This window comes from Roseovarius confluentis (assembly GCF_002917925.1).
Classification (GTDB): Bacteria; Pseudomonadota; Alphaproteobacteria; order Rhodobacterales; family Rhodobacteraceae; genus Roseovarius; species Roseovarius confluentis.
Genome location: NZ_PPFE01000013.1, coordinates 1 through 23,188, shown reverse-complemented (window position 1 = coordinate 23,188; position 23,188 = coordinate 1). Strand labels below are relative to the sequence as shown.

Below are 23,188 nucleotides of genomic sequence, written 5' to 3'. Positions count from 1 at the left end.
GAAAGCACGTACTAAAATGACAGACCCGACCCAAAACCTCGACACCGGTGCCCTCCGCGCCTTCGGCAGGGACGTCGATTTCGGCCGCACCGCGACAGACTATGCCACCCATCGCGCCGGCTTCCCGCTTGCCTTCTTCGACCTTCTCGCAGAGCGCGGCTGGGCCAGCCCCGGCCAGACCGCCATCGACCTGGGCTGCGGCACCGGCACCGTCGCGCGCGGACTGGCGGCGTGCGGGCTTCAGGTCACCGGCATAGACCCGGCGCAGCCGCTTCTCGACGAAGCGGCGAGGCTGGACACAGCTGCGGATGTCGAAATCACCTACAAGATGGGCAAGGCCGAGGCGACAGGACTTGCCGCCGCCTCGGCCGACCTCGTCACTGCGGGCCAATGCTGGCACTGGTTCGACCGTCCCGCCGCCGCGGCAGAGGTCGTGCGCCTGCTGCGCCCCGGCGGGCGGGTCGTGATTGCCCATTTCGACTGGCTTCCTCTGCCCGGCAACGTGGTGGCGGCGACCGAGGCGCTGATCCTGCACTACACTCCCGGCTGGGCCGGGGCGGGCGGCACAGGTCTTTATCCCGCGTGGCTGACGGATCTTGCCAGCGCAGGCTTCACCGCGTTGGAAACCGCCTCCTTCGATGTGTTGCAGCCTTACACGCATACCGCCTGGCGCGGGCGCATCCGGGCAAGCGCCGGCGTCGCCGCTTCGCTTGACGCCGAGGCGACGGCGCGATTCGACGCCGACCTCGCGGCCCTGCTGGCGCGCGACTTCCCCGACGGCACCTTGCAGGTGCCGCACCGGGTCTGGCTAGTGACCGGTACTCTTGGCGGTGTATGAACCGATCATTCGGCGCGAATGAACCTTGATGCGTATGCAATCAAAATTTCTTCAACCAGAATGGTTTTGGTTTACTCCCTATTAACCAACCGCGCGTATCACTGACCCTGCAGCTAGGCGAAGTCACGATGTCCGAGGAAACACATCCTTCCACTCACCCCCCACTCCCACCCACCACGGAAGATGATCGGGTAGCGTGGCTTCGTCTGTTGCGCTCTCGCCGGGTCGGCCCGGCGACGTTCCACAGGCTGATGAACGAACACGGCAGCGCCCAAGCGGCGCTGGAGGCCTTGCCCGAGGTCGCCCGTGCCGCGGGCGTCGAGAAATATACCCCCTGCCCCATCGGCGTGGCCGAGGCTGAACTGAAGGCCGGCGCCGCCATTGGCGCCCGGCTGATCTTCATGGGCAGCCCCGATTACCCCGACTTTCTGGCAGGCATCCCCGATGCGCCGCCCTTCCTGTGGGCCGCCGGACAGGGCATGCAACTGCTGCACCGCCCCATGGTGGCGCTTGTCGGCGCACGCAACGCGTCTTCGCTGGGCTTGCGCATGGCCAAGGCACTGGCGGGCGCGCTGTCCGAGCAGGGTCATGTCGTTGTCTCCGGCCTCGCCCGGGGAATCGACGCGGCATCGCATCTGGCCGCGCTGGATCACGGAACGCTGTCAGTCGTCGCGGGCGGCGTCGACGTCATGTACCCCGCCGAGAACACCAAGCTGGCAGAGGATATCGCCCGGACCGGCCTGCGCCTGTCGGAACAACCCATCGCCATGACCCCGCAGGCGCGGCACTTCCCGGCCCGCAACCGCATCATCAGCGGCCTCGTGCAGGCCGTCGTGGTGGTCGAGGCCGCGGCCAAGTCCGGATCGCTCATCACCGCCCGCAACGCGCTGGATCAGGGGCGCGACGTGCTGGCGGTGCCGGGACATCCTTTCGACGCCCGCGCCGCGGGCTGCAACATGCTGATCCGCGACGGGGCCACACTGGTACGCAACGCAGATGACGTGCTCGCCGCCCTGCCCGCCCTTTCGGACACGGCGCCACCGCCGCAGCCCGAACTTCGGCTGGCCCCGCCGCCGGAAAAGCGCAGCCTGACCGAAACCGCCCGGCTTCATACCGACATCCTGAACCGCCTCGGCCCCGCCCCGCTGGCCGAGGATCAGCTGATCCGCGACCTCTCGGCCCCCGCCGCGCAAGTGTCGCCGGTGCTCACCGATCTCGAGGTCGACGGCAAGATCCGGCGCCATCCCGGCGGGCTCGTCTCGCTGAACTGAGACGAAGCGCCCCGACAACCACGCGTTCCGCGCCGCATTGACAATCCCCGCACAGACACCACATGTTGCGCCGCCATGGGGCCGGGCCGAGTCGCCCGCCCCGTTTTTCAGACCATAGGAGTGTTCATGCCAGTCGTTGTTGTCGAATCCCCGGCCAAGGCCAAGACGATCAACAAGTACCTGGGCAAGGACTACACCGTGTTGGCCTCCTACGGGCATGTGCGCGACCTTCCGGCCAAGAACGGCTCGGTCGATCCCGACCAGGATTTCGAGATGACCTGGGAGGTCGGCAACGACAGCAAGAAACATATCAAGGCCATCGCCGACGCGCTGAAGGACGACAATTCCCTGATCCTCGCCACCGACCCCGACCGCGAGGGCGAGGCGATCAGCTGGCACCTGGAAGAGGCCCTGCGCAAGCGCCGCGCCATCAAGAAGGACACCGACGTCAAGCGCGTGGTGTTCAACGCCATCACCAAGACCGCCGTCACCGAGGCGATGCAGAACCCGCGCGACGTGGACGGCCCGCTGGTCGAGGCGTATCTGGCCCGCCGCGCGCTGGACTATCTGGTGGGCTTCAACCTGTCTCCCGTGCTCTGGCGCAAACTGCCCGGCGCACGCAGCGCGGGCCGGGTGCAATCGGTCTGCCTGCGCCTGATCGTAGAACGCGAGATGGAGATCGAGGCGTTCAATCCCCGCGAATACTGGAGCGTGAAGGCCCTGCTCACCACGCCCCGCGGGCAAGAGTTCGAGGCGCGGCTGGTCAGCCTGGCCGGTGACAAGCTCGACAAGTATGACCTTGAGAACGCCACGCAGGCGGAGATGGCGCAACAGGCAATCGAGAGCCGCGACCTCACGGTCACGAGCGTCGAGGCCAAGCCGGGCAGCCGCAACCCCAGCCCGCCTTTCATGACCTCGACCCTGCAACAAGAGGCCAGCCGCAAGTTCGGCATGGGTGCCCGGCAATGCATGAGCGCGGCCCAGCGTCTGTATGAGGCGGGACACATTACATATATGCGGACAGATGGCATCGACATGGCGCCCGAGGCGGTCGAGGCCGCCCGCGACGCCATCGGCGAGCGCTTCGGCAAGGATTACGTTCCGTCCAGCCCCCGCATCTACAAGAACAAGGCCAAGAACGCGCAGGAAGCGCACGAGTGCATCCGTCCCACCGAGATGACGCGCGACGTGGACAGCCTGAAACTCAGCGAGCCGGATCAGCGCAAGCTCTATGACCTGATCTGGAAGCGTACGCTGGCCTGCCAGATGGAAGGCGCGCGGCTGGAACGCACCACGGTCGAGATCGGCTCGAAGGACGGCCAGGTCGGCCTGCGCGCAACGGGGCAGGTCGTGCTGTTCGACGGCTTCCTGCGAGTCTACGAGGAAGGCCGTGACGACGCCGTCGTCGATGACGACGACAAGCGCCTGCCGCAACTGGCCGAGGGTGACAAGACCGACAAGCGCTCGGTCACCCCCGAACAGCATTTCACCCAGCCCCCGCCCCGCTATACCGAGGCGACGCTGGTGAAACAGATGGAAGAGCTGGGCATCGGCCGCCCCTCGACCTATGCCAGTATCGTCACCACGATCCAGGAGCGTGAATATGTCCGCAAGGACAAGAACCGCCTGATCCCCGAGGACAAGGGCCGGATCGTCACGATCTTCCTGCTGAACTTCTTCCGAAAATACGTGGGCTACGAGTTCACCGCCAACCTCGAGGAAGAGCTGGATGTCATCTCGGCCGGCGACGCGGACTATAAAAAGGTGCTGGCCGAGTTCTGGCGCGATTTCCACGCCGCGGTCGAGGAAGCGTCGGAATTGCGCATCGCCGAGGTGCTCGACAAGCTGGACGAGGTGCTGGCGCCGCAGCTTTATCCCCCGCGCGAGGATGGGTCCGATCCGCGCATCTGCCCCAAATGCGGCGAAGGACGCCTGCATCTGAAGACCTCTCGCACCGGCGGCTTCGTGGGCTGCGGCAACTATCCTGAATGCACCTATACCCGCCCCATCGCCGGTGAAGGCGCCGAGGGTGACGAGCGTCTGCTGGGCGAGGATCAGGGCGACGAGATCTGGCTGAAGTCCGGGCGCTTCGGGCCTTACGTGCAGCGCGGCGAGCCGACGCCAGAGAACAAGAAACCGCCACGCGCGTCGCTGCCCAAGGGCTGGGACAAGGACGAGATGACGCTGGAAAAGGCGCTGACCCTGCTCAGCCTGCCGCGTATCGTGGGCGAACATCCCGACGGCGGCGAGGTCAAATCCAATTTCGGGCGGTTCGGACCTTATGTCATGCACCAGGCCGAGGACGAGGCGAAGCCGGTCTACGTGAACCTCAAGGATCCTGCGGACGTCTTCGAGATCGGCATGAACCGCGCGGTCGAACTTCTGGCCGAAAAGCGCGCCAACCCGGGGCGCGGACGCGGGCGCACCGCCGCCAAACCGCTCAAGGAACTGGGCGAGCACCCCGAAAGCGGCGGGCCGGTCAATGTCATGGAAGGCCGCTATGGCCCCTACGTGAAATGGGACAAGGTCAATGCCACCCTGCCCAAGGATGTGGAGCCAGCCAACGTGACCATGGATATGGCCGTGGAACTCATCGCCGAGAAGGCCGCGAAAAAGGGCACGAAGAAGGGAACAAGCCGCGCCAAGAAGAAAGCGTGACGCCGGTTCTCAGTAAGACGCCAGCGTCAGCGCGCAGGCATCGGTGATCAGTTCGGGCTGCGTCTTGCACAACCCGCTGGCCACCTTGAAGGCCGCCAGAACCTTGGGCACGTAATCGCGGGTCTCGGCATAGGGCGGCACGCCTTCGTGCTTCTTCACCGCGTTCTCGCCCGCGTTGTAGCCCGCCAACGCCAGCACCGCGTCGCCGCGGAATTCCTTCATCAGCCAGTCGAGGTAGGCCACCCCGCCCTTGATGTTCTGCCCCGCCTGCAGCGAGTCCGCCACGCCGAAACGCTCCGCCGTGGCCGGGATCAGCTGCATAAGTCCCTGGGCACCGGCGCCGCTGACAGCATCCGTGCGGCCGCCCGATTCCACCGAGATCACCGCCAGCACCAGCGCCGGCGACACCTCGGTCCCGATCGTGGCGCGCAGGATGTCGGCGCCGTGGACACGGGCGATCTCCTGCATGTGCTGCAACCGTGGCCCCTTGACCGACGCACCGCCGGGCCCGTCCCGCAGGTTCTCGAACGCGAGGCGCAGCCGGTCCGGCCCGCTGGTCTCGTCATCGGTGGGCACTTTCGTCCAGAACCAGCCATAGGCGGCGGTTACGCTCGGCACGACGGGAATGTCCGCGGCCCCGTCGTCGCCGCTCTTGCTTTTGCCGGTGGGTTTCAGGTGGGCCTGGTCTTCGGGATCGATCTGCACCGTGATCAGCTTGCCACCGCCTTTCTTGGGCGGCTTGCCTTTCTTGAACGTGAACTCCGGAAACGGCGGCGGATCGCCTGCATGAACGGGGAATGCACACGCCAGACACACGCCGAGGGCGAGAAGTCGTTTGAATCGCATGGTCGGGCCTGCTCTGCCTCGGTTGATTTTTTGCCAGTATGACACCAATCGCGCCATTTGCCTATAATTGTCGTTCTATAACGAACGCCAAACCCGGCCTTTCGGCAGGAAAAGCCCCGATCAAACGAATGATTCAAAAAATTTAACCTTTTTTAAACATTGCAAATCAATGCCTTAGGCAAGCTCTTCGCGGAAAAGTTAACGCGGTCCAAAAACGCTCAAATGCCGCCCAAATCTTGCCGGAATCGGACGGCTATATTCTCCCCATACCGCAACGCAGCGGGCCAAAGAGAGAGGCGGCCCACTCAACTGCAAGCGGTTGCAACTTGAGTAAAACTGATCCTTTGGAGGGACCAACCATGATCAAATTCATCAAAAAATTCCGCAAGGACGAAGAAGGTGCCGTGACTGTTGACTGGGTCGTGCTGACCGCAGCTGTCGTGGGCCTGGGCGTTGCTGGCGTTACTGCCGTTTCCGGTGGCGTGAACAGCCTGGCCCAAGCGATCTCGAGCGGCGTTGAGGGCCAAGATGTCGGTACCGCCGCGCCCGCCGACGACGGCAGCACCTAACAAGTCAGTCTCGTGACTTGCAAAACGCCGCATACCACAAGTTATGCGGCGTTTTGTCATTGGGTTAAGGAGAAATCCGGCGAAATTGCCGATCCTGAGCCTAACTAAGGCCACATTCATTAAGCAATGTCGGACTATCAAGAAGCGAGTGAGGTCTAAAATGTTGAAGATGCTGAAGCACTTCTCGAATTCGGAAGCCGGCGCTGTCACCGTGGACTGGGTTGTTCTGACAGCGGCAATCGTCGGCTTGGCTGCGGGTACCATTCAAACTATCGGTAGCGCCAACGAAGCACTCGGAACGTCCACTTCCCAAAGGATTGCTGAACAGACAGTGGGCGAAGAATGAAGCTTGAAGAGGCTCATCAACATGCGGTGGCATGAGGGTGCGCAATTCCAGTTCAAAGGCGTTTCCGGTGTCAATCCGGTGAGGCTATACACTGTGATCTTTGCTTGAAGACATTGGATTGCGCTTAGAAAGCATAAGGCGCTCGAAACGCCACGAGAGCAGCACAACTTGAAAGGACACGCCATGCGTTTGGTGTTTGGACTTGTACTCATTCTGGGCATTGGATTGGCGGGTTTTGCCGTCTACATGGCCAAGAATTACATCCAGGGCTATCAGGCCCAGCTTGCACAGGAACGTGCCAAGAGCGCCCCTGCCTTTGAAACGGTCGACGTCTACGTGGCCACGCAGAAGCTGGAATACGGTCAGCGCCTGCTGAAGGATCACGTATCGCTGGTGACCTACCCCGTCGGCTCGCTGCCCAAGGGCACATATTCCACCGAGGAAGACCTTTTCCCCGAGGGCGAGGACGAACCACGCACGGTGCTGCGCACGATGGAACCCAAGGAAGCGATCCTTGATGTCAAGGTCACCGGACCGGGTGAAGATGCCGGCATCACCTCGCAGCTCCAGCGCGGCATGCGTGCATTTGCCATCAAGGTGGACGTGGCCAGCGGCGTGTCGGGCTTTTTGCGTCCCGGCGACCGCGTGGATGTCTACTGGACCGGCAGAGACGCTTCCGAACGGGGAATTGACGGCCGCCGCGGTGGCCGCGAGATCACCAAGCTGATCGAGACCGGAGTCCGCCTGATCGCGGTCGATCAGGAGGCCAACGGCGACACCACCGAGGCGATGATCGCCCGCACCGTCACCGTCGCCGTCAACCCGCAGCAGGTCGCTGCCCTGGCGCAGGCCCAATCCACCGGAAGCCTGTCGCTGTCGCTGGTCGGAGCGAACGACGAATCCGTGGCCGAGGTGATCGAGGTCGACCAGAACATGCTGCTGGGGATCGAACAGGCCGCCGCCCCCACGCCGCAGGTAAAGGAAGAGATCTGCACGATCAAAACCCGCCGCGGCGGTGAAGTGATCTCGACACCGATCCCCTGCGCCACGAACTGATCAACACAACATCTTGTATACCCGAGGCGCCCCCACCACAGGGCGCCTCGTTTCTTTCCGGCAACTGTCCCCAAAAATCCACAGCAACAGCGCCTCGAAAGTGGTTGATTCTTGAAAAAATTTTTGAACTGGCCCACAGTCTTGCCAATTCTGGGCGAAAAGACCCGATTAATGAGGCGTGATCGGAAAGGCAGGTCACATGAAAAATTCGAGCTTGTGTAAGGCTGCCCTGTTGGGGCTGGCTGTATTGATTTCTCCCCTCGCGGAAATGGCCATGGCGGAATCCATCACCGTGATCCGCAAGGGCGCAAACCGTGATCTCAGCATCCCGATGAACCGGGCCGTCGTCGTAGAAAGTGACGTGCCCTTCGCGGAACTGAGCATCGCGAACCCCTCCATCGCGGACTTTTCGACATTGTCGGACCGCACCGTATACGTGCTGGGCAAGGCGCCCGGGCGCACCACCCTGACCCTTCTGGATGCGACGGGCCGGCTGATCACCAACGTGGAGGTGCATGTCAGCCCCGATATCTCCGAGTTCAAGGAACGGCTGCAACAGATCATGCCGGGCGAAAAGATCGAGGTCCGGTCGGCCAATGACGGCATCGTTCTGTCGGGCACCGTCACCAGCGCCGGCAAGATGGACCGCGCGCTTGAACTGGCCAACCGCTACGCGCCCGAGCGCGTGTCGAACCTGATGTCTGTCTCGGGCAAACAGCAGGTCATGCTGAAAGTCCGCTTTGCCGAGATGCAGCGCACCGTGTCCAAGGCACTGGGCACCTCGCTGTCTCTGGATGGCCGGTCCGGGGGCAACACCGGCGCGATCGGCGGCTCGGGCACCACCAACACCCAGGGCGGCGTCCTGGGCACGCTGGCGGGCGCGATCCCGAACGTTCAGAACAATTTCGGCGCACTTGCCATCGGCTTCGACATCGGCTCGACCGAGGTTGGTATCCTGTTGGAAGCCTTGGAAGAAAAAGGCGTCGTGCGCACGCTGGCCGAGCCCAACCTGACCGCCCTTTCGGGCCAGGAGGCGAAGTTCCTCGCAGGCGGCGAATTCCCGATCCCGGTGGCCCAGGAAAACGGCACCACCACGATCGAGTTCAAGCCCTTCGGCGTCGAGCTCAACTTCACCCCGCGCGTGCTGGACGACGAGGTCATCAACTTGGAAATGGCCGCCGCCGTCTCCTCGCTCGACCCCGCCAACGGCCTGACGACAAACGGTCTGAACGTCGCCGCCTTCCGCCGCCGCGACGCCTCGACCACCGTTGTCATGCGGGACGGGCAAAGCTTTGCCATCGCGGGCCTGCTGCAGGACGACTTCCGCGACAATGCGGGCCAGATCCCGTGGCTGGGTGACATCCCGATCCTCGGCGCGCTTTTCCGCAGCGCGGAATACGAACGCGCCCAGACCGAGCTGGTGATCATCGTCACCGCGCATCTCGTGACCCCGACCAGCGGCACGGTTCTTGCCCTGCCGACCGACCGGGTCAAGCTGCCGACGGAAAAAGACCTGTTCCTGAACGGCCGCGTCGCCAAGGACGTGCGCCAGTCAGGCGGCTCGACTGGCGAAGTCGCCCGGCAGGATTTCAACGGGTCCTACGGCTACGTGATGGACTGAGGAGAGACGAGGCCATGAAAAAGTTTCTTATAACAGCGTCGGTTCTCGCCCTCGCCGGGTGTTCGCAGCAGGGGCAGGTCTACAAGTCCTACTTCGGCGAAGCGGGCAGCCTCGTCGACGGCGGCAACTTCGGCAATGCCACCGTCCACAACCAATTGGTGATGCGCGGCGAGAAAGGCTACGTCTACGATCTGGCCAACCGCTTCTCTAACGAGGTTCTGAGCACGGTCAACTTCGCCTTCAACAGCGCAAAACTCGATGCCGGCGCCCGTGACACGCTGCGCGAGCAGGCCCGCTGGATCAGGCAGTTCCCCGAGGTCCGCTTCCGGGTCTACGGCCACACCGACCTTGTCGGGTCCGCCGGCTATAACAAGAGCCTCGGACAGCAACGCGCCAACGCGGTGGTCAACTTCCTTGTATCGCAAGGCATCAGCCGCAGCCGCCTCGAGGCCGTCGTCTCCTTCGGTGAGGCACAGCCGCTGGTCGTCACGCAAGGCCGCGAACGCCGCAACCGCCGCACCGTGACCGAGGTCACCGGCTTTGTCGCGTCGCATCCCATCGTGATGGACGGCAAATATGCCGAGGTGGTCTACCGCGAATACGTCGCCAGCGCCGTACCGCGCTCGGAACTGATCATGGTCCAAGAAGGTGGTGAAGTCACCAGCGGTAGTTCGGAATGATCTGAATTCTCCCTGTCCGGCCACAGGCCGGGCCACCTCAAGAACCCGCCCGAAACAATCTGTTGGGCGGGTTTTTTTTGTCCTGAGATATCGCACAATTACGATCTTTTGGCCCAATTATTGCCCAGATTTTCCAGCAGTTTCAGCGCATGGCAATGGGTCCGTGCGTGTATGCGCATCGTCCCGAAGTCCGAAAGATAACGGTTTCCGACGCATCGACGTCGCAACAAGCATGGGGCCGACCTGAGATGAGTAGTGTGCAAAAACAACCCGAGTCCAGCCCGATCACGGCCTGCACCGTCAGCCGTGACGTGCAGGATTTCGACCTGTTGATCGAGGACATGGAAACCGCCCTGGGCGAGGCTTGGGGCGATCTTGGCTTTGCCGAGGCGCTGGCCTTCTTCAACCAGCCCGAAGCCGACGGTCTGGAATTCGTGGCGCTGGCGATCGACGCCAGCGACGAGGACGAGATCGGCCTGCTCAGCGAAATCATCACCATGGCCAAGGCACGCGGGATCAAGGTGATCCTGATCGCCGAGGATGTCAGCCCCTCATCCCTGCACCAGCTTTTGCGGCAGGGCGCGGATGAATTCGTCCCCTACCCTCTGCCCGAGAACGAGCTGCAGGCCGCGATCGACCGCCTGCAGCGCACCGATATCTCTGCCTCTGCCGCCGCCGCCGCCCCATTCGGCAATTCGAGCAGCCCGGGCGACGGTGTTCTGCTGGCGGTTCAGAGCCTTGCCGGCGGCACCGGCGCCACGACCCTGGCGGTGAACCTTGCATGGGAACTGGCCACGGTCACCAAGAACGACGCCCCGCGCGTCTGCATCCTGGACCTCGGCCTGCAAACCGGCTCGGTCGCCACCTATCTCGACCTGCCGCGCAAGGATGTCGTCTATGAAATGTGGGCCGACACCGACTCGATGGACGAGGATATCTTCAAGCAGGCGCTGGTCTCCTACGAGGACAAGCTTTGGGTTCTGACCGCACCCACCGACATCCTGCCGCTCGACATGATCACGCCCGAGGATGTACAGCGTGTGCTGGACATGGCCCGCGCCAAGTTCGACTATGTCATCGTCGACATGCCCGGCACATTGGTCCAGTGGACCGAAACCGTGCTGCATTCCGCGCAGATCTACTTCACCACGCTGGAGCTCGACATGCGCTCGGCCCAGAACGCCCTGCGCCTCAAGCGGGCGCTGCGCTCCGAGGACCTGCCGGTCGAGAAGCTGCGCTATTGCCTGAACCGCGCGCCGAAGTTCACCGACCTGAACGGCAAAAGCCGGGTCAAGCGCATGGCCGAAAGCCTGGAAATCAGCATCGAGGTGCAGCTGCCCGACGGCGGCAAGCCGGTGATGCAGGCGGGCGACCACGGCACGCCGCTGGCAAGCGCCGCCGGCAAGAACCCGCTGCGCAAGGAAATCGCCAAGCTGGCGGTCTCGCTGCACGCGCTTGGCCAAAGCGACGCCGATCAGGCCGCATAAAGGAAGTTAACCAATGTTCTCGCGATACAAGAAGACGACCGAAGGCGCCCAGCCGGTCAAGGCCAACAAGACGCCCGTCGCCGAAGCACCCCGGACCGCCCCCGTGGAAGAGGCGCAAAGCGTCTCGCTGCGCAAACCGCTTCAGAAAGCGGCGGCAACTACGTCGCCGCAGGACAAGGACCGCAAGCGCAAGGAACGTTTGTCCGAGATCAAGATCGAACTGCACCGCGCGCTTCTGGACAACCTGAACCTCGGCGCGTTGGAAAGTGCGACGGAGGCTGACCTGCGCGCGGAGATCGCGTCGATTGCAGGCGAGGCGCTGGAAGAACGCAGCATCGTTCTGAATCGCGAGGACCGGTCCACGCTGACACAGGACCTCTATGACGAGGTGCGCGGCCTTGGCCCGCTGGAACCGCTCCTGAAGGACGACACCGTCAACGATATTCTGGTCAACGGCCCGCAGCAGGTGTTCGTGGAACGTGCGGGCAGGCTGGAACTGACCGACACGACCTTCAAGGATGAAAAGCACCTTCTGCGGATCATCGACAAGATCGTGTCGGCCGTGGGCCGGCGCGTCGACGAATCCAACCCCTACGTCGACGCCCGCCTGCAGGATGGCTCGCGTTTCAACGCCATGGTCCCGCCCGTCGCGGTGGATGGCAGCCTGGTGTCCATTCGTAAGTTCAAGAAGGACAAGCTGGGCATCGACGACCTGGTGAATTTCGGCGCCTTTTCCGAGGAAATGGCGGCCTATCTTCAGGCCGCCGTTGCCACGCGCCTCAACGTGATCGTCTCGGGCGGTACCGGTTCGGGCAAGACGACCACGCTCAACGCGCTGTCGTCCTTCATCGACAATGCCGAACGCATCCTGACGATCGAGGATACCGCGGAACTTCAGCTGCAGCAGATCCACGTGGGCCGAATGGAAAGCCGCCCGCCCAACGTCGAGGGCAAAGGCGAAGTTTCCCCGCGCGACTGTCTGAAAAACGCCCTGCGGATGCGCCCCGACCGCATCATCGTCGGCGAGACGCGCGGCGAGGAAGTGATCGACATGCTGCAGGCCATGAACACCGGCCACGACGGCTCGATGACCACGATCCACGCAAACAACCCGCGCGACGGGATCAGCCGCCTGGAAAACATGGTCGCCATGGCCGGGATCGAGATGCCGCTCAAGGCGGTGCGCTCGCAGATCGCGTCGGCCGTGAACCTTCTGGTGCAGGCCAGCCGCCTTCAGGACGGCTCGCGCCGGATGACCTCGATCACCGAGATCACCGGCATGGAGGGCGACGTGATTTCCATGCAGGAGATCTTCCGCTTCCAGCGCGTCGGCCTGTCGCCCGACAACAAGATCATCGGCCATTTCACCGGCACAGGTGTGCGGTCGAATTTTTCAGAACGGTTCCGCTTGTGGGGGTATGACCTGCCGCCCAGCATCTATGAACCCGTGGGAGAGTAAACGCTATGTCTATCAGTGCAGAGCCAATCATTTACGGCCTGATCTTCATCGGGATCATGGTCCTCGTTCAGGGTCTTTACCTGACCGTCTTCGGACGCTCCATCAGCCTCAACAACCGCGTGAACCGCCGGCTGGAGATGCTCGACAAGGGCGGAAATCGCGAGGAGGTGATGGAAAAGCTGCGCAAGGAGATGGAACAGCATCTCAAGGCGCGCAAGATCCCGCTTTACTCGATCCTCGCCACCAAGGCCCAGATGGGGGCCATCGCGTTCTCGCCCAAGCAGCTGATGATGCTGATGGTGGCCTGCGGCTTCATCGCCTTTATCGGCCTGTCGGTCGGCACCAGCACCGCCTTACCCGTGCGCATTCTCGTCTCCGTCGCGATGGGCGTCGGCGGCATCTTTGTCTGGGTCAACATGAAGGCCAGCAAACGCATGGCCATGCTGGAAGAACAGCTGCCCGACGCCATCGAACTCATGGTGCGCAGTTTGCGTGTCGGCCACCCGTTCAGCTCGGCCATTTCCATCGTCGCCAACGAGGTCGCCGACCCGCTGGCCACCGAATTCGGCGTCATCGCCGACGAGGCCGCCTATGGCCGCGACATGGGCGAGGCGCTTAAGGACATGGCCGAACGGCTGGACATGCAGGATTTGCGCTTCCTCGCCGTGGCCGTGACCATCCAGCAGCAATCGGGTGGTAACCTGGCCGAGATCCTCGATGGTCTGGCCAAGGTGATCCGCGCCCGCTTCCGCCTGTTCCGCCGCGTCAAGGCCATCACCGCCGAGGCCAAGTGGTCGGGCAAGTTCCTGTCGGGCTTCCCGATCCTGGCGCTGATCGCGATCCAGATGATCAAGCCCAACTATTACGACGAGGCGATGGAACACCCCTACTTCATCCCGGCCTGCCTGGCCGTGGGCTTCTTCCTCGTGGCGAACCTCTTCGTGATGCGCGCCCTCGTGAACATCAAAGTGTAAGGCCACGATCATGCTCGATACCCTGACACAACTCATGACAGATACGCTGGGACCCTTCGGCCCGCTGATCGCGGTCGGCACGCTGGGCCTGCTCTTGGTCCTGCTGACGATCCCGATCCTGATCCGCGAGTCGAAAGACCCTCTGGACAAGATCAAGAAGGCGTCGCGCTCGGGCGTGTCGCAGGAAGAGCAGAAGAAGAAACTTCGCTCGGGCCAGCGCAACGCGAAGCTGGACAAATATGCGAAGTTCCTCGAACCCGAGGATGAAAAGCAGCTCAGCCAGATCCGCCTGACCTTGATGCAGGCCGGCTATCGCAGCCGCGACGCCGTGCGCTATTTCCACTTCGCGCAGTTCGCGCTCGGCATCGGGTTTCTGATCCTCGGCGTGCTGTACTTCCTGGTGTTCCTGGCGGGTGCCGAGGACACGACCACGACGCAAACGATGATGTATATCCTCGGCCCTGGCGGGATCGGCTACCTGATACCGAAATACTGGGTGACCAAGCGCCAGCAGCAGCGCCAGCAGGAAATCGAGGAAGGCTTCCCCGACAGCCTCGACATGATGCTGACCTGCGTCGAGGCGGGCCAGTCGCTCGACCAGGCAATCATCCGGGTGTCCAAGGAAATCCGCGCCTCTTATCCTGCGTTGTCCGAGGAATTCGAGATCGTCTCCCACCAGGTCAAGGCCGGACGGGACAAACCCTCGGTCCTGAACGAAATGGCCGAACGCTGCGGCGTGCAGGATATCTCCAGCTTCGTGACCGTGCTGGTGCAATCACAATCCTTCGGCACCTCGATCGCCGACGCCCTGCGCGTCTATGCCGGCGAGATGCGTGACAAACGGGTCATGCGGGCCGAAGAAAAGGCCAACAAGCTGCCGACGAAGATGACATTGGCCACGATGATGCTTACAGTGCCGCCATTGCTGATCATTCTGGTCGGCCCGTCGGTGCTGGGGATCATGGAACTCTTCACGATGGCGGGCCAGTAACGGCCGGACCAACGAAAGGCAGGTCCCGCGCGGGCCTGCCGCCACAACGAAGAGGCGACATAACCGGCATGGCACGAGCAGGTGTCTGGCTTCTGGTTTCCTTCGCTCTCGTCGCGGGCTGCGGCGAAGGCGCTTCGCGTGATCCCGACAGCCCCTACGCCCCCGGCGTCGCAAAGGATGGCGAGGCCGTCGACTCCAAGCTGGTCGGTCACCGCCTCGTGGCCGCCGGCGAGTACGAACTGGCCATCGACGCCTTTTCCCGCGCCGCCCTCGACGAGGGCATGAGCGCCGATGTGCTTGGCGGCCTGGGCACCGCCAATCTCGGCCTGGGGCGTCTGCACACCGCCGAACGCCTACTGCGACAGGCCATCGAAAAAGACGAATTCTCGCCCGAAGTCTGGAACAACCTTGGCGTTGTCCTGCTGGAAAAGGGCGAAAACGGCGAGGCCGAACAGGTGTTCAAAAAGGCCTACGCGCTCGACAATGGCCAAAGTGACTCAATCCGAGACAATTTGCGGTTAGTTCTCGCAAAATCGGAAAATTCTCTTTATAGTGAAGAGTTAGAGCAAGATTATAAACTGGTGCGGCGCGGGAGCAGCGACTACCTGATCCGCAGTATACCAGGCTGAGGCAAAGGCAGTAAAAGGACGCAAAAAATGCGCCACCCTATTCTTATGTGCATCTGCGTGGGCAGCGCATTTGCCCTTTCCGCTTGTGATGAAAAGGCCGGCAAGGCCGATGTGGACCGGGCCTTGTCCGATCTCAACGTCGTCGACGAAAGCAATCTCGGCGATGTCATGCTGACCGTGGCAGACCCAAACGAGTCCGTGAAATATTTCCAGCGCACTCTGGGCGAAAAGCCCGACCGCATCGACGTGCGCCGCGGCCTCGCGCTATCGCTCATTCGCGCCAAGCGCCACACCGAGGCCGTCGCGGCCTGGCAAAACGTGGTCGAGCATGAAAAGTCCACCAATGACGACCAGGTGGAATACGCCGACGCGCTCATTCGCAACAACGAATGGAAACGCGCCGACGAGGTGCTGGATTCCGTCCCGCCGACCCATGAGACCTTCAAGCGCTACCGGCTCGAGGCGATGATCGCCGACAGCAACCAGAACTGGCAGAAGGCCGACAGCTTCTACGAGACCGCCGTCGGCCTCACGACCCAGCCCGCCAGCGTCATGAACAACTGGGGCTATTCCAAGCTGACCCGCGGCGACTTCGCCGCCGCCGAGCGCCTGTTCACCGACGCGATCCGACAGGATGACAGCCTGTTCACCGCCAAGAACAACCTTGTCCTGGCGCGCGGCGCGCAAAAGAAATATTCCATGCCTGTCCTGCAGACCAGCCAGGAAGAGCGCGCGCAACTGCTCTACACGCTGGGTCTTTCGGCCATCAAGCAGGGCGACACCAATATCGGCAAGGGCCTTCTGCGCGACGCCATCGACACGCATCCCCAGCATTTCGAGGCCGCCGCGCGCAGCCTGAATGCGCTGGAAAACAACGTCGAATAAAAGACGTGCGAGGCGCGGGTCATGCCCCTTGAAATCACCAGTTGGGCGGCGCTCTGGTTCCTGCCCTTCGTCACTCCGGTCTGCCTCTGGGTGATGTGGAGTGACCTCAAGGCCATGCGCATTCCCAACACCTCGGTGCTGACGCTGGCGGGGATCTTCGTGATCGTCGGCCTTTGGGCCGTCACCCCGTTCTGGCCCGACTACGCATGGCGCATCGCGATCATGTTCATCGCCCTCGTGATCGGCTTCATCGCCAATGCCGGCGGGCTCATGGGCGCGGGCGACAGCAAGTTCATCGCCGCCGCGGCGCCCTTCATCGCCCCAGCCGACTGGCGGATCATCATGTTTCTCTTTACCGCCAACCTTTTGGCCTGTTTCGTCACGCACCGGCTGGCGAAACACACGCCGCTGCGCCGGCTCGCCCCCGACTGGATCAGCTGGGACCGCGGCAAGAAGTTTCCCATGGGCTTCGCCCTGGGCGCGACACTCGTGATTTATCTCGGCCTCGGCGCCGCCTACGGCGCCTGAGGCGCCTGCCCCAACCACGCCCGCGCGCGACCACAATTTCCGCATGATTTGATGCCATCCTGCCCCGGATTGCGCCGCAGTATGCGGTGCCTGAGACATGTCAACTTGTCGAAGAAAACGGGCAGAAAACCATGAATATGCAAGTGACCAACGGCGTTCAGCCGCCCCCGCCACCCTCCGGGCTCGACGAAATGCAGCTCCCCATCGTCATGATGCGGGACATCCTGCTGAAGACCATGTTCCGCAAGAACCTCGACATGGTCAGCGAAATCTCCGAGGCGATCTGCCTGCCTCGCGCCGTCACGCAGGAACTGGTGGACATGGCGCGCCAGCAACGCCTGCTCGAGGCGACCGGCACGCTCAACGCCAATTCGGGCGGCGAGATGGGCTTTCAGCTGACCGACGCGGGCAAGTCCCGCGCCCTCGACGCGCTGTCGCAATCGGAATATTTCGGCGCCATGCCCGTGCCGCTGGCGGTTTACCGTGAACAGGTCAAGCGCCAGTCGATCCGCAACATCCAGATCACCCGGGACGAGCTGACCGGCGCCATGGGCCACCTCGTGCTGCCCAACGATCTGCTCGATCACCTCGGCCCTGCCGTGTCGGCCGGCCGCTCGATCCTGATGTACGGCCCGCCCGGCAACGGGAAATCCTCGATCTCGAACGGCATCCGCGACGCCATGGGCGACAAGATCTATGTCCCCCGCGCCATCGAATACGCGGGCCAGGTCATCACCGTCTACGACCCGATCGTCCATTCCAAGGCCGAGGTCGAGGTCGACGACCCCAACTCCCTGCGCCGCAAGCGCACCTTCGACACGCGTTACGTGCGCTGCGAACGGCCCACGGTCATCACCGGGGGCGAGCTCAGCCTGTCGATGCTCGACCTGGTCTACAACCCGACCGCGCGAACCTACCAGGCACCGCTGCAGTTGAAATCGACGGGCGGCATCTTCATCGTCGACGACCTTGGCCGCCAGGCAGAGCCGCCGCAAAGCCTCGTCAACCGCTGGATCGTCCCGCTCGAGGAATCCAAGGACATCCTCGCGCTGCAATCGGGCGAAAAGTTCGAGGTGCCGTTCGACACGCTGGTGATCTTCTCGACCAACTTCCACCCCAACGAGATCTTCGACCAGGCCGCCCTGCGCCGGATCTTCTTCAAGATCAAGATCGACGGCCCGAACCAGCAGGACTTCCTCAAGATCTTCGCCATGGTGGCCAAGAAACGCGGCATGCCGCTGGACGAGGACACCTTGTTGCATCTGCTCAAGGTCAAGTACCCGACGATCAACAACGTCTACGCCAACTACCAGCCGATCTTCCTGATCGACCAGATGATTTCGATCTGCGAATTCGAGGGCATTCCCTACCAGATGCGTCCCGACCTCTTGGACCGTGCCTGGGCGAACATGTTCGTCAAGGACGAGACCATCGTGAAGTAAGCGCCGCCCGGAGTTTTTGAAAACTCCGGGCAAAACTTTTCCTGAAAAGTTTTGCGGTTCCGCCTACATCTGGCGGATGACGTCGTTACCCCCCGTGTTCACTGAATGGTTCGCCTCGCGCGGCTGGTCCATCCACCCGCACCAGCAGGCGATGCTGGACCGCGCCGATGACCCCGCCCTGCTGCTCATCGCCCCCACCGGCGGCGGCAAGACACTGGCGGGCTTCCTTCCCACGCTGGTGGACATCGCCGAGCACGGCCACGAGGGGCTGCACACGCTCTACATCTCGCCACTCAAGGCGCTCGCGGCCGACATCAAGCGCAACCTCACCACGCCTGTGTCAGAGATGGACCTGCCCATCCGCATCGAGGACCGCACCGGCGACACGTCCTCGTCGGCCAAGCGCCGCCAGCGCGCCGACCCGCCGCATATCCTGCTGACGACGCCCGAAAGCCTGGCACTCCTCACGTCCTACGAAGATGCCCCGCGCATCTTTGCAGGGCTGAAACGCATCGTCGTCGACGAGATCCACGCGCTGGCCGAGTCGAAGCGCGGCGACCAGCTTTTCCTCGCCCTCAGCCGCCTTCAGGCCATGTGTCCCGGCCTGCGCCGCGTGGGCCTCTCGGCCACGGTCGAGGACCCCGCCGCCATCGCGCGCCTGCTCGCCCGCCACCCCGACCCTTGTGAAATCCTCATGGCCGATCCCGGCCCCGAGCCCGATATCGCCATGCTGCAAACCGATGCCACCCCACCTTGGTCCGGGGGTGGTGCGGCCTATTCGATCCCCGCCGTTTTGGAAGAGGTGAAACGCCACCGCATCACCCTCATCTTCCACAACACCCGCGCCCAGGCCGAGATCTTCTTTCACAACCTCTGGCTCGCCAATGAAGACGCCCTGCCGATCGGCATCCACCACGGCTCGCTCGACCGGGCACAGCGCGAGCGGGTCGAGGCCGCCATGCAGCGCGGCGAGCTGCGCGCCGTGGTCTGCACCGGCAGTCTGGACCTCGGCATCGACTGGGGCGACGTCGACCTCGTGATCCAGGTCGGCGCGCCCAAGAACGTCAAGCGGCTGGTGCAGCGCATCGGCCGCGCCAACCACCGTTACAACGCGCCATCAAAGGCGCTGCTCGTCCCCGCCAACCGGTTCGAGGTCATCGAATGCCATGCCGCGTTGGAGGCCGTCCGTGACCACGACCTCGACGGCGAGCCACGCGGCCCCGGCCCCCGCGACGTGCTCTGCCAGCACATCCTCATCCGCGCCTGCGCCGGACCGTTCGATGCAGATGCATTGTTCGAGGAAATCAAGACCGTCGGCGCCTATGCCACCCTCACCCGCGCCCAGTTCGACGCCTGCCTCGATTTTTGCGCAACCGGCGGCTATGCCCTGCGCGCCTATGACCAATGGCAGCGCCTGCTCAATCGCGACGGCCTGTCGCAGTTGCGCGATCCACGCAGCGCCCGCCTGATCCGCATGAACATAGGCACCATCCAGGACGCCGATCTGCTGAAGGTCCGGATGCGCCGCAACCGCGGCGGCAAGCCGCTGGGCGAGGTCGAGGAAGGCTTCGCCGCCTCCCTCACCCCCGGCGACACGTTCCTGATCGGCGGGCAGATCGTGAAATACGAAGGCCTGCGCGAAACCGTGGTCGAGGTCAGCCGCGACGCCGCGAAGAAACCCAAGATCGCCACCTTCGCCGGGACGAAGTTCGCCACCTCCACCCAGCTCAGCCAGCGCATCCTGTCGCTCTTGCATTCCGGCGACCACTCCGCCCTTCCGGCCCATACCGCCGACTGGATTGCGCTCCAGCAAGACGTGTCGCAACTGCCCAAGGTAGGCCGCCTGCTCATCGAAAGCTTCCCCCATGACGGGCGCGAACATGCCTGCATCTACGGCTTCGCCGGCCGCAACGCGCAACAGACGCTGGGCCTGATCCTCAGCAAACGCATGGAGGAGATGCGTCTTGCCCCCATGGGTTTCGTCTCGACCGATTACGCCACCCTCATCTGGGGGCTGGAACCGCTGACCGACGCCACCGGCCTTCTGGACCGCGCCGCCCTGCGCGAAGGCCTCGACAAGTGGCTGGCCGGTAACCAGCTGATAAAACGTACCTTTCGCGCCTCCGCCACCATCGCGGGCCTGATCCAGCGCAACCTGCCCCAGGTCCGCAAATCCGGGCGGCAGGCCACGTTTTCCTCCGATATCCTTTACGACACGCTGGCCAAATACGACCCCGATCACCTGCTCCTGGACATCACAAGGCAAGAGGCAATGCGCGGCCTGATCGACTTTGGCCGGATCGAGGAGATGCTCGACCGCATCGGCAACCGCGTCGACCTTGTCCGCCTGCCCCGCGTCACGCCCTTTGCAGCGCCGTTGTTCCTCGAGGCCGGACGCACCCCCGTCGAAGGCAGCGCACAGGACCGCCTGATTGAGGAAGAAACCCAACGCCTGATGCAGGCTGCCGGTCTCGCCTGACACCCGGAAAAGCCCTTGCAAAATCAGTCGCCCCGCGTGATGAACGAAGCATGAACGGCTACGAGTTCACATTGGCAGGCGCCCGTCTCACCGCCCTCGGCTCCGGCGCGCTTTTCTGGCGTGACCTGAACCTGCTTTGCGTGTCGGACATGCACCTGGGCAAGACCGAACGCCGGGCCCGCCTGGGCGAGGCGCAACTGCCCCCCTACGAGACCCACGACACCCTGTCGCGGCTGCAGGCCGACCTGGAAGCCACCGGTGCCCATACCGTCATCTGCCTCGGCGACAGCTTCGACGACGCGCTGGCCGCCCGCGCCCTTCTCGATGCCGAAAAACTCTGGATCAGCCGCCTTCAGGCCGGCCGCCGCTGGGTCTGGATCGAGGGCAACCACGATCCCGGCCCCGTCGACCTTGGCGGCGCGCATCTGTTCGAGTTGCCTGTCCCGCCGCTCACCTTCCGCCACATCGCGCAACAGGGCTTTTCCGGCGAGGTGTCAGGGCACTATCACCCCAAGGTCACCCTGCCTGTCCGGGGCCGCGCCATCACCCGGCCCGCCTTCCTGCTCGACAGCGACCGGCTGGTGATGCCCGCCTACGGCACCTATACCGGCGGCCTGCGCAGCCACGACACCGCGCTCTGCGATCTCATGCGCCCCGAGGCGCTGGCGATCCTGACGGGCAAGACCCCCCATCCCGCGCCCATGCCGCGCGGCGCAAAGGCATGACCGGCGCGGTTCCTATTCACACGCGCACGGCCTAGACTGTCCGGACACCCTACGGAGACCCCAGCCCCATGTCTGCTCCCTTCGAGACCCGCATCCGCGACAGCTTTGCCCGGCAATCCATGATGCAGACGCTGGGCGCCACGCTCACCGGCATCGCCGAAGGCCGGGTCGAGATCACCGCCCCCATCCTCGAGGGCAGCCGCCAGCAGCAGGGGGTCGCCCATGCCGGCCTGACCTTCGCCATCGGCGACAGTGCCGCGGGCTATTCCGCGCTGACCCTGATCCCCGAGGGGATGGAGGTGATGACCACTGAGATGAAGATCAACCTGCTGGCTCCCGGCGCGGGCGACACCCTTGTGGCCCGGGGCCGGGTGATCAAGCCGGGCCGCCGCCTGATGGTGGTGCAATCGGATATTTTTGCCGTGACCGACGGTGCGGAACGCCACATCGCCATGATGGTCGGCACCATGATCCCGGTGGACCTTTAGCGACGTGCGCAAGACCTGCGACAAGGCCGAAAAGAAATGAGGGCAGTCCCCGACCGAGGGTGGGGGTGAAGCCCCCGCCCGTGGGGGCGGTCGGGGGCTGCCCGGCGGGGGCCGCCGGGCAAGAGGTCTTACGCCGTCAAGCCTTCCGGCTCCGACAACCCGTTGGCACGGCAGCAGGCCGTCACCGTGTTGGCCAGCAGGCACGCGATGGTCATCGGCCCGACGCCGCCGGGAACGGGCGTAATCGCCCCCGCGCGCGCCGCGCAGCTCTCGTAATCGGCATCGCCCACCAGCTTGTTCTTGCCGTCGCGCTCGACCCGGTTGATGCCCACGTCGATCACGGTGGCCCCTTCCTTGATCCAGTCACCCGGCACCATCTCGGGCCGGCCCACGGCGGCCACCACGATATCGGCGCGGCGCACGACCTCGGGCAGGTCCTTGGTGCGGCTGTGCGCGATGGTCACGGTGCAGCTGTCGCCCAGCAAAAGCTGCGCCATCGGCTTGCCCACGATGTTCGAGCGCCCGACAACCACCGCGTCCATGCCGGAAAGGCTCCCGTGGTGTTCGCGCAGCATCATCAGACAGCCCAGCGGCGTGCAGGGCACCATGCTTTTCTGTCCCGTGCCCAGCAGGCCCACGTTCGAGATGTGAAACCCGTCCACGTCTTTCGCCGGGTCGATCGAGTTGATCACCAGGTCGGAATCCAGGTGGTCCGGCAACGGCAGCTGCACAAGGATGCCATGCACGTCCTTGTCGTTGTTCAGCTTGTCGATCAGCGCCAGCAGATCCTCTTCCGAGGTGTCCGCCTCCAGCTTGTGCTCGTAGGAATTCATGCCGACCTCGACGGTCTGCTTGCCCTTCGAGCGGACGTAGACCTGGCTTGCCGGGTCCTCGCCCACCAGCACCACGGCCAGCCCCGGCGTGATGCCGTGTTCTTCCTTCAGGCGGTCCACGTGGCCCGCCACCTTCTCGCGCACTTTTGCGGCAAACGCCTTGCCGTCGATAATCTCTGCCGTCATGTCTTTCCTCCCGGCCCGAAAATGGTCCCCCACCCTATACCGCTCGCATGGGGTGGGGAAAACCGGTCCTTTAGAACAATCCTTCGATTTCGCCCTGGTCGTTCAGGCGGATGGATTCGGACGCGGGGCGGCTGGGCAGGCCCGGCATGGTCATGATCTCGCCGCAGACGACGACGACGAAGCCCGCGCCGGCCGAC

Annotated in this window: 22 protein-coding genes; 19 read left to right on the top strand and 3 right to left on the bottom strand. The window is 63.7% G+C overall.

Annotated features, from left to right (window positions below; all coding sequences use genetic code 11):
* The first annotated feature begins 16 nt into the window (after nt 1-16).
* The 3 genes from C2I35_RS20090 (at nt 17) to topA (ending at nt 4,767) form a co-directional block, all read left to right on the top strand.
* Nucleotides 17-838, top strand: a complete 822-nt coding sequence (locus C2I35_RS20090) for a class I SAM-dependent methyltransferase (RefSeq protein ID WP_103764828.1) — start codon at nt 17-19, stop codon at nt 836-838.
* A gap of 128 nt (nt 839-966) precedes the next feature.
* Complete coding sequence (gene dprA, locus C2I35_RS20085; RefSeq protein ID WP_103764827.1) at nt 967-2,109, top strand: DNA-processing protein DprA; 1,143 nt, start codon at nt 967-969, stop codon at nt 2,107-2,109.
* A gap of 126 nt (nt 2,110-2,235) precedes the next feature.
* Nucleotides 2,236-4,767 (top strand): type I DNA topoisomerase, encoded by a 2,532-nt coding sequence (topA, locus tag C2I35_RS20080; RefSeq protein WP_103764826.1) that lies wholly within the window; start codon nt 2,236-2,238, stop codon nt 4,765-4,767.
* Between the two features lie 9 nt (nt 4,768-4,776).
* On the opposite strand, the gene C2I35_RS20075 is transcribed toward topA, so the two are convergent.
* Complete coding sequence (locus C2I35_RS20075; RefSeq protein ID WP_103764825.1) at nt 4,777-5,613, bottom strand: lytic transglycosylase domain-containing protein; 837 nt, start codon at nt 5,611-5,613, stop codon at nt 4,777-4,779.
* A 359-nt stretch (nt 5,614-5,972) separates the two neighbouring features.
* On the opposite strand from C2I35_RS20075, the gene C2I35_RS20070 reads away from it, so the two are divergent.
* The 16 genes from C2I35_RS20070 to C2I35_RS19995 all read left to right on the top strand — a co-directional run bounded on the left by C2I35_RS20070 (nt 5,973) and on the right by C2I35_RS19995 (nt 21,972).
* Nucleotides 5,973-6,182: a Flp family type IVb pilin gene (locus tag C2I35_RS20070; protein WP_103764824.1), complete on the top strand. Its 210-nt coding sequence runs from the start codon at nt 5,973-5,975 to the stop codon at nt 6,180-6,182.
* 160 nt (nt 6,183-6,342) lie between these two features.
* The gene (locus C2I35_RS20065) at nt 6,343-6,528 is read left to right on the top strand and encodes a hypothetical protein (protein ID WP_103764886.1); all 186 of its coding nucleotides are present in this window, start codon (nt 6,343-6,345) and stop codon (nt 6,526-6,528) included.
* Nucleotides 6,529-6,711: 183 nt separating this feature from the next.
* Complete coding sequence (cpaB, locus tag C2I35_RS20060) at nt 6,712-7,584, top strand: Flp pilus assembly protein CpaB (protein WP_103764823.1); 873 nt, start codon at nt 6,712-6,714, stop codon at nt 7,582-7,584.
* 199 nt (nt 7,585-7,783) lie between these two features.
* Entirely contained in the window at nt 7,784-9,205 is a 1,422-nt protein-coding gene (locus C2I35_RS20055) for a type II and III secretion system protein family protein (RefSeq protein ID WP_103764885.1), read from the top strand.
* Between the two features lie 14 nt (nt 9,206-9,219).
* On the top strand, nt 9,220-9,885 hold the full coding sequence (locus C2I35_RS20050) for an OmpA family protein (RefSeq protein WP_103764822.1): 666 nt from the start codon (nt 9,220-9,222) through the stop codon (nt 9,883-9,885).
* 248 nt (nt 9,886-10,133) lie between these two features.
* On the top strand, nt 10,134-11,372 hold the full coding sequence (locus tag C2I35_RS20045; RefSeq protein WP_103764821.1) for a CpaE/TadZ family protein: 1,239 nt from the start codon (nt 10,134-10,136) through the stop codon (nt 11,370-11,372).
* A gap of 13 nt (nt 11,373-11,385) precedes the next feature.
* A complete protein-coding gene (locus tag C2I35_RS20040; protein WP_103764820.1) occupies nt 11,386-12,831 on the top strand; it encodes a TadA family conjugal transfer-associated ATPase in 1,446 nt (481 codons plus the stop codon).
* A gap of 5 nt (nt 12,832-12,836) precedes the next feature.
* On the top strand, nt 12,837-13,805 hold the full coding sequence (locus tag C2I35_RS20035; RefSeq protein WP_103764819.1) for a type II secretion system F family protein: 969 nt from the start codon (nt 12,837-12,839) through the stop codon (nt 13,803-13,805).
* Nucleotides 13,806-13,815: 10 nt separating this feature from the next.
* Nucleotides 13,816-14,796 carry a type II secretion system F family protein gene (locus C2I35_RS20030; protein WP_103764818.1) on the top strand — a complete coding sequence of 327 codons (981 nt, stop codon included), beginning with the start codon at nt 13,816-13,818 and terminating at the stop codon, nt 14,794-14,796.
* A gap of 68 nt (nt 14,797-14,864) precedes the next feature.
* Nucleotides 14,865-15,425, top strand: a complete 561-nt coding sequence (locus tag C2I35_RS20025; protein WP_103764817.1) for a tetratricopeptide repeat protein — start codon at nt 14,865-14,867, stop codon at nt 15,423-15,425.
* Between the two features lie 27 nt (nt 15,426-15,452).
* Entirely contained in the window at nt 15,453-16,310 is an 858-nt protein-coding gene (locus C2I35_RS20020; protein WP_103764816.1) for a tetratricopeptide repeat protein, read from the top strand.
* Between the two features lie 21 nt (nt 16,311-16,331).
* On the top strand, nt 16,332-16,838 hold the full coding sequence (locus C2I35_RS20015) for a prepilin peptidase (protein WP_103764815.1): 507 nt from the start codon (nt 16,332-16,334) through the stop codon (nt 16,836-16,838).
* A 131-nt stretch (nt 16,839-16,969) separates the two neighbouring features.
* On the top strand, nt 16,970-18,280 hold the full coding sequence (locus C2I35_RS20010; protein WP_103764814.1) for a DUF8689 domain-containing protein: 1,311 nt from the start codon (nt 16,970-16,972) through the stop codon (nt 18,278-18,280).
* Nucleotides 18,281-18,356: 76 nt separating this feature from the next.
* On the top strand, nt 18,357-20,759 hold the full coding sequence (locus C2I35_RS20005; protein ID WP_103764813.1) for a ligase-associated DNA damage response DEXH box helicase: 2,403 nt from the start codon (nt 18,357-18,359) through the stop codon (nt 20,757-20,759).
* 50 nt (nt 20,760-20,809) lie between these two features.
* A complete protein-coding gene (gene pdeM, locus C2I35_RS20000) occupies nt 20,810-21,484 on the top strand; it encodes a ligase-associated DNA damage response endonuclease PdeM (RefSeq protein ID WP_103764812.1) in 675 nt (224 codons plus the stop codon).
* Nucleotides 21,485-21,552: 68 nt separating this feature from the next.
* Nucleotides 21,553-21,972 (top strand): PaaI family thioesterase, encoded by a 420-nt coding sequence (locus C2I35_RS19995; RefSeq protein ID WP_103764811.1) that lies wholly within the window; start codon nt 21,553-21,555, stop codon nt 21,970-21,972.
* Nucleotides 21,973-22,100: 128 nt separating this feature from the next.
* Here the strand turns inward: C2I35_RS19995 and folD are convergent, their stop codons facing one another.
* The gene (gene folD, locus C2I35_RS19990; RefSeq protein WP_103764810.1) at nt 22,101-22,991 is read right to left on the bottom strand and encodes a bifunctional methylenetetrahydrofolate dehydrogenase/methenyltetrahydrofolate cyclohydrolase FolD; all 891 of its coding nucleotides are present in this window, start codon (nt 22,989-22,991) and stop codon (nt 22,101-22,103) included.
* Between the two features lie 70 nt (nt 22,992-23,061).
* Nucleotides 23,062-23,188 (bottom strand): formate--tetrahydrofolate ligase (locus tag C2I35_RS19985; protein WP_146049968.1); only part of this gene is annotated, 127 nt, incomplete at its 5' end.

Bases quoted from the DNA above. Each gene is read 5' to 3' on its own strand.
- C2I35_RS20090 (WP_103764828.1), top strand. From the start codon at position 17: ATGACAGACCCGACCCAAAACCTCGACACCGGTGCCCTCCGCGCCTTC.
- dprA (WP_103764827.1), top strand. From the start codon at position 967: ATGTCCGAGGAAACACATCCTTCCACTCACCCCCCACTCCCACCCACC.
- topA (WP_103764826.1), top strand. From the start codon at position 2,236: ATGCCAGTCGTTGTTGTCGAATCCCCGGCCAAGGCCAAGACGATCAAC.
- C2I35_RS20075 (WP_103764825.1), bottom strand. From the start codon at position 5,613: ATGCGATTCAAACGACTTCTCGCCCTCGGCGTGTGTCTGGCGTGTGCA.
- C2I35_RS20070 (WP_103764824.1), top strand. From the start codon at position 5,973: ATGATCAAATTCATCAAAAAATTCCGCAAGGACGAAGAAGGTGCCGTG.
- C2I35_RS20065 (WP_103764886.1), top strand. From the start codon at position 6,343: ATGTTGAAGATGCTGAAGCACTTCTCGAATTCGGAAGCCGGCGCTGTC.
- cpaB (WP_103764823.1), top strand. From the start codon at position 6,712: ATGCGTTTGGTGTTTGGACTTGTACTCATTCTGGGCATTGGATTGGCG.
- C2I35_RS20055 (WP_103764885.1), top strand. From the start codon at position 7,784: ATGAAAAATTCGAGCTTGTGTAAGGCTGCCCTGTTGGGGCTGGCTGTA.
- C2I35_RS20050 (WP_103764822.1), top strand. From the start codon at position 9,220: ATGAAAAAGTTTCTTATAACAGCGTCGGTTCTCGCCCTCGCCGGGTGT.
- C2I35_RS20045 (WP_103764821.1), top strand. From the start codon at position 10,134: ATGAGTAGTGTGCAAAAACAACCCGAGTCCAGCCCGATCACGGCCTGC.
- C2I35_RS20040 (WP_103764820.1), top strand. From the start codon at position 11,386: ATGTTCTCGCGATACAAGAAGACGACCGAAGGCGCCCAGCCGGTCAAG.
- C2I35_RS20035 (WP_103764819.1), top strand. From the start codon at position 12,837: ATGTCTATCAGTGCAGAGCCAATCATTTACGGCCTGATCTTCATCGGG.
- C2I35_RS20030 (WP_103764818.1), top strand. From the start codon at position 13,816: ATGCTCGATACCCTGACACAACTCATGACAGATACGCTGGGACCCTTC.
- C2I35_RS20025 (WP_103764817.1), top strand. From the start codon at position 14,865: ATGGCACGAGCAGGTGTCTGGCTTCTGGTTTCCTTCGCTCTCGTCGCG.
- C2I35_RS20020 (WP_103764816.1), top strand. From the start codon at position 15,453: ATGCGCCACCCTATTCTTATGTGCATCTGCGTGGGCAGCGCATTTGCC.
- C2I35_RS20015 (WP_103764815.1), top strand. From the start codon at position 16,332: ATGCCCCTTGAAATCACCAGTTGGGCGGCGCTCTGGTTCCTGCCCTTC.
- C2I35_RS20010 (WP_103764814.1), top strand. From the start codon at position 16,970: ATGAATATGCAAGTGACCAACGGCGTTCAGCCGCCCCCGCCACCCTCC.
- C2I35_RS20005 (WP_103764813.1), top strand. From the start codon at position 18,357: ATGACGTCGTTACCCCCCGTGTTCACTGAATGGTTCGCCTCGCGCGGC.
- pdeM (WP_103764812.1), top strand. From the start codon at position 20,810: ATGAACGGCTACGAGTTCACATTGGCAGGCGCCCGTCTCACCGCCCTC.
- C2I35_RS19995 (WP_103764811.1), top strand. From the start codon at position 21,553: ATGTCTGCTCCCTTCGAGACCCGCATCCGCGACAGCTTTGCCCGGCAA.
- folD (WP_103764810.1), bottom strand. From the start codon at position 22,991: ATGACGGCAGAGATTATCGACGGCAAGGCGTTTGCCGCAAAAGTGCGC.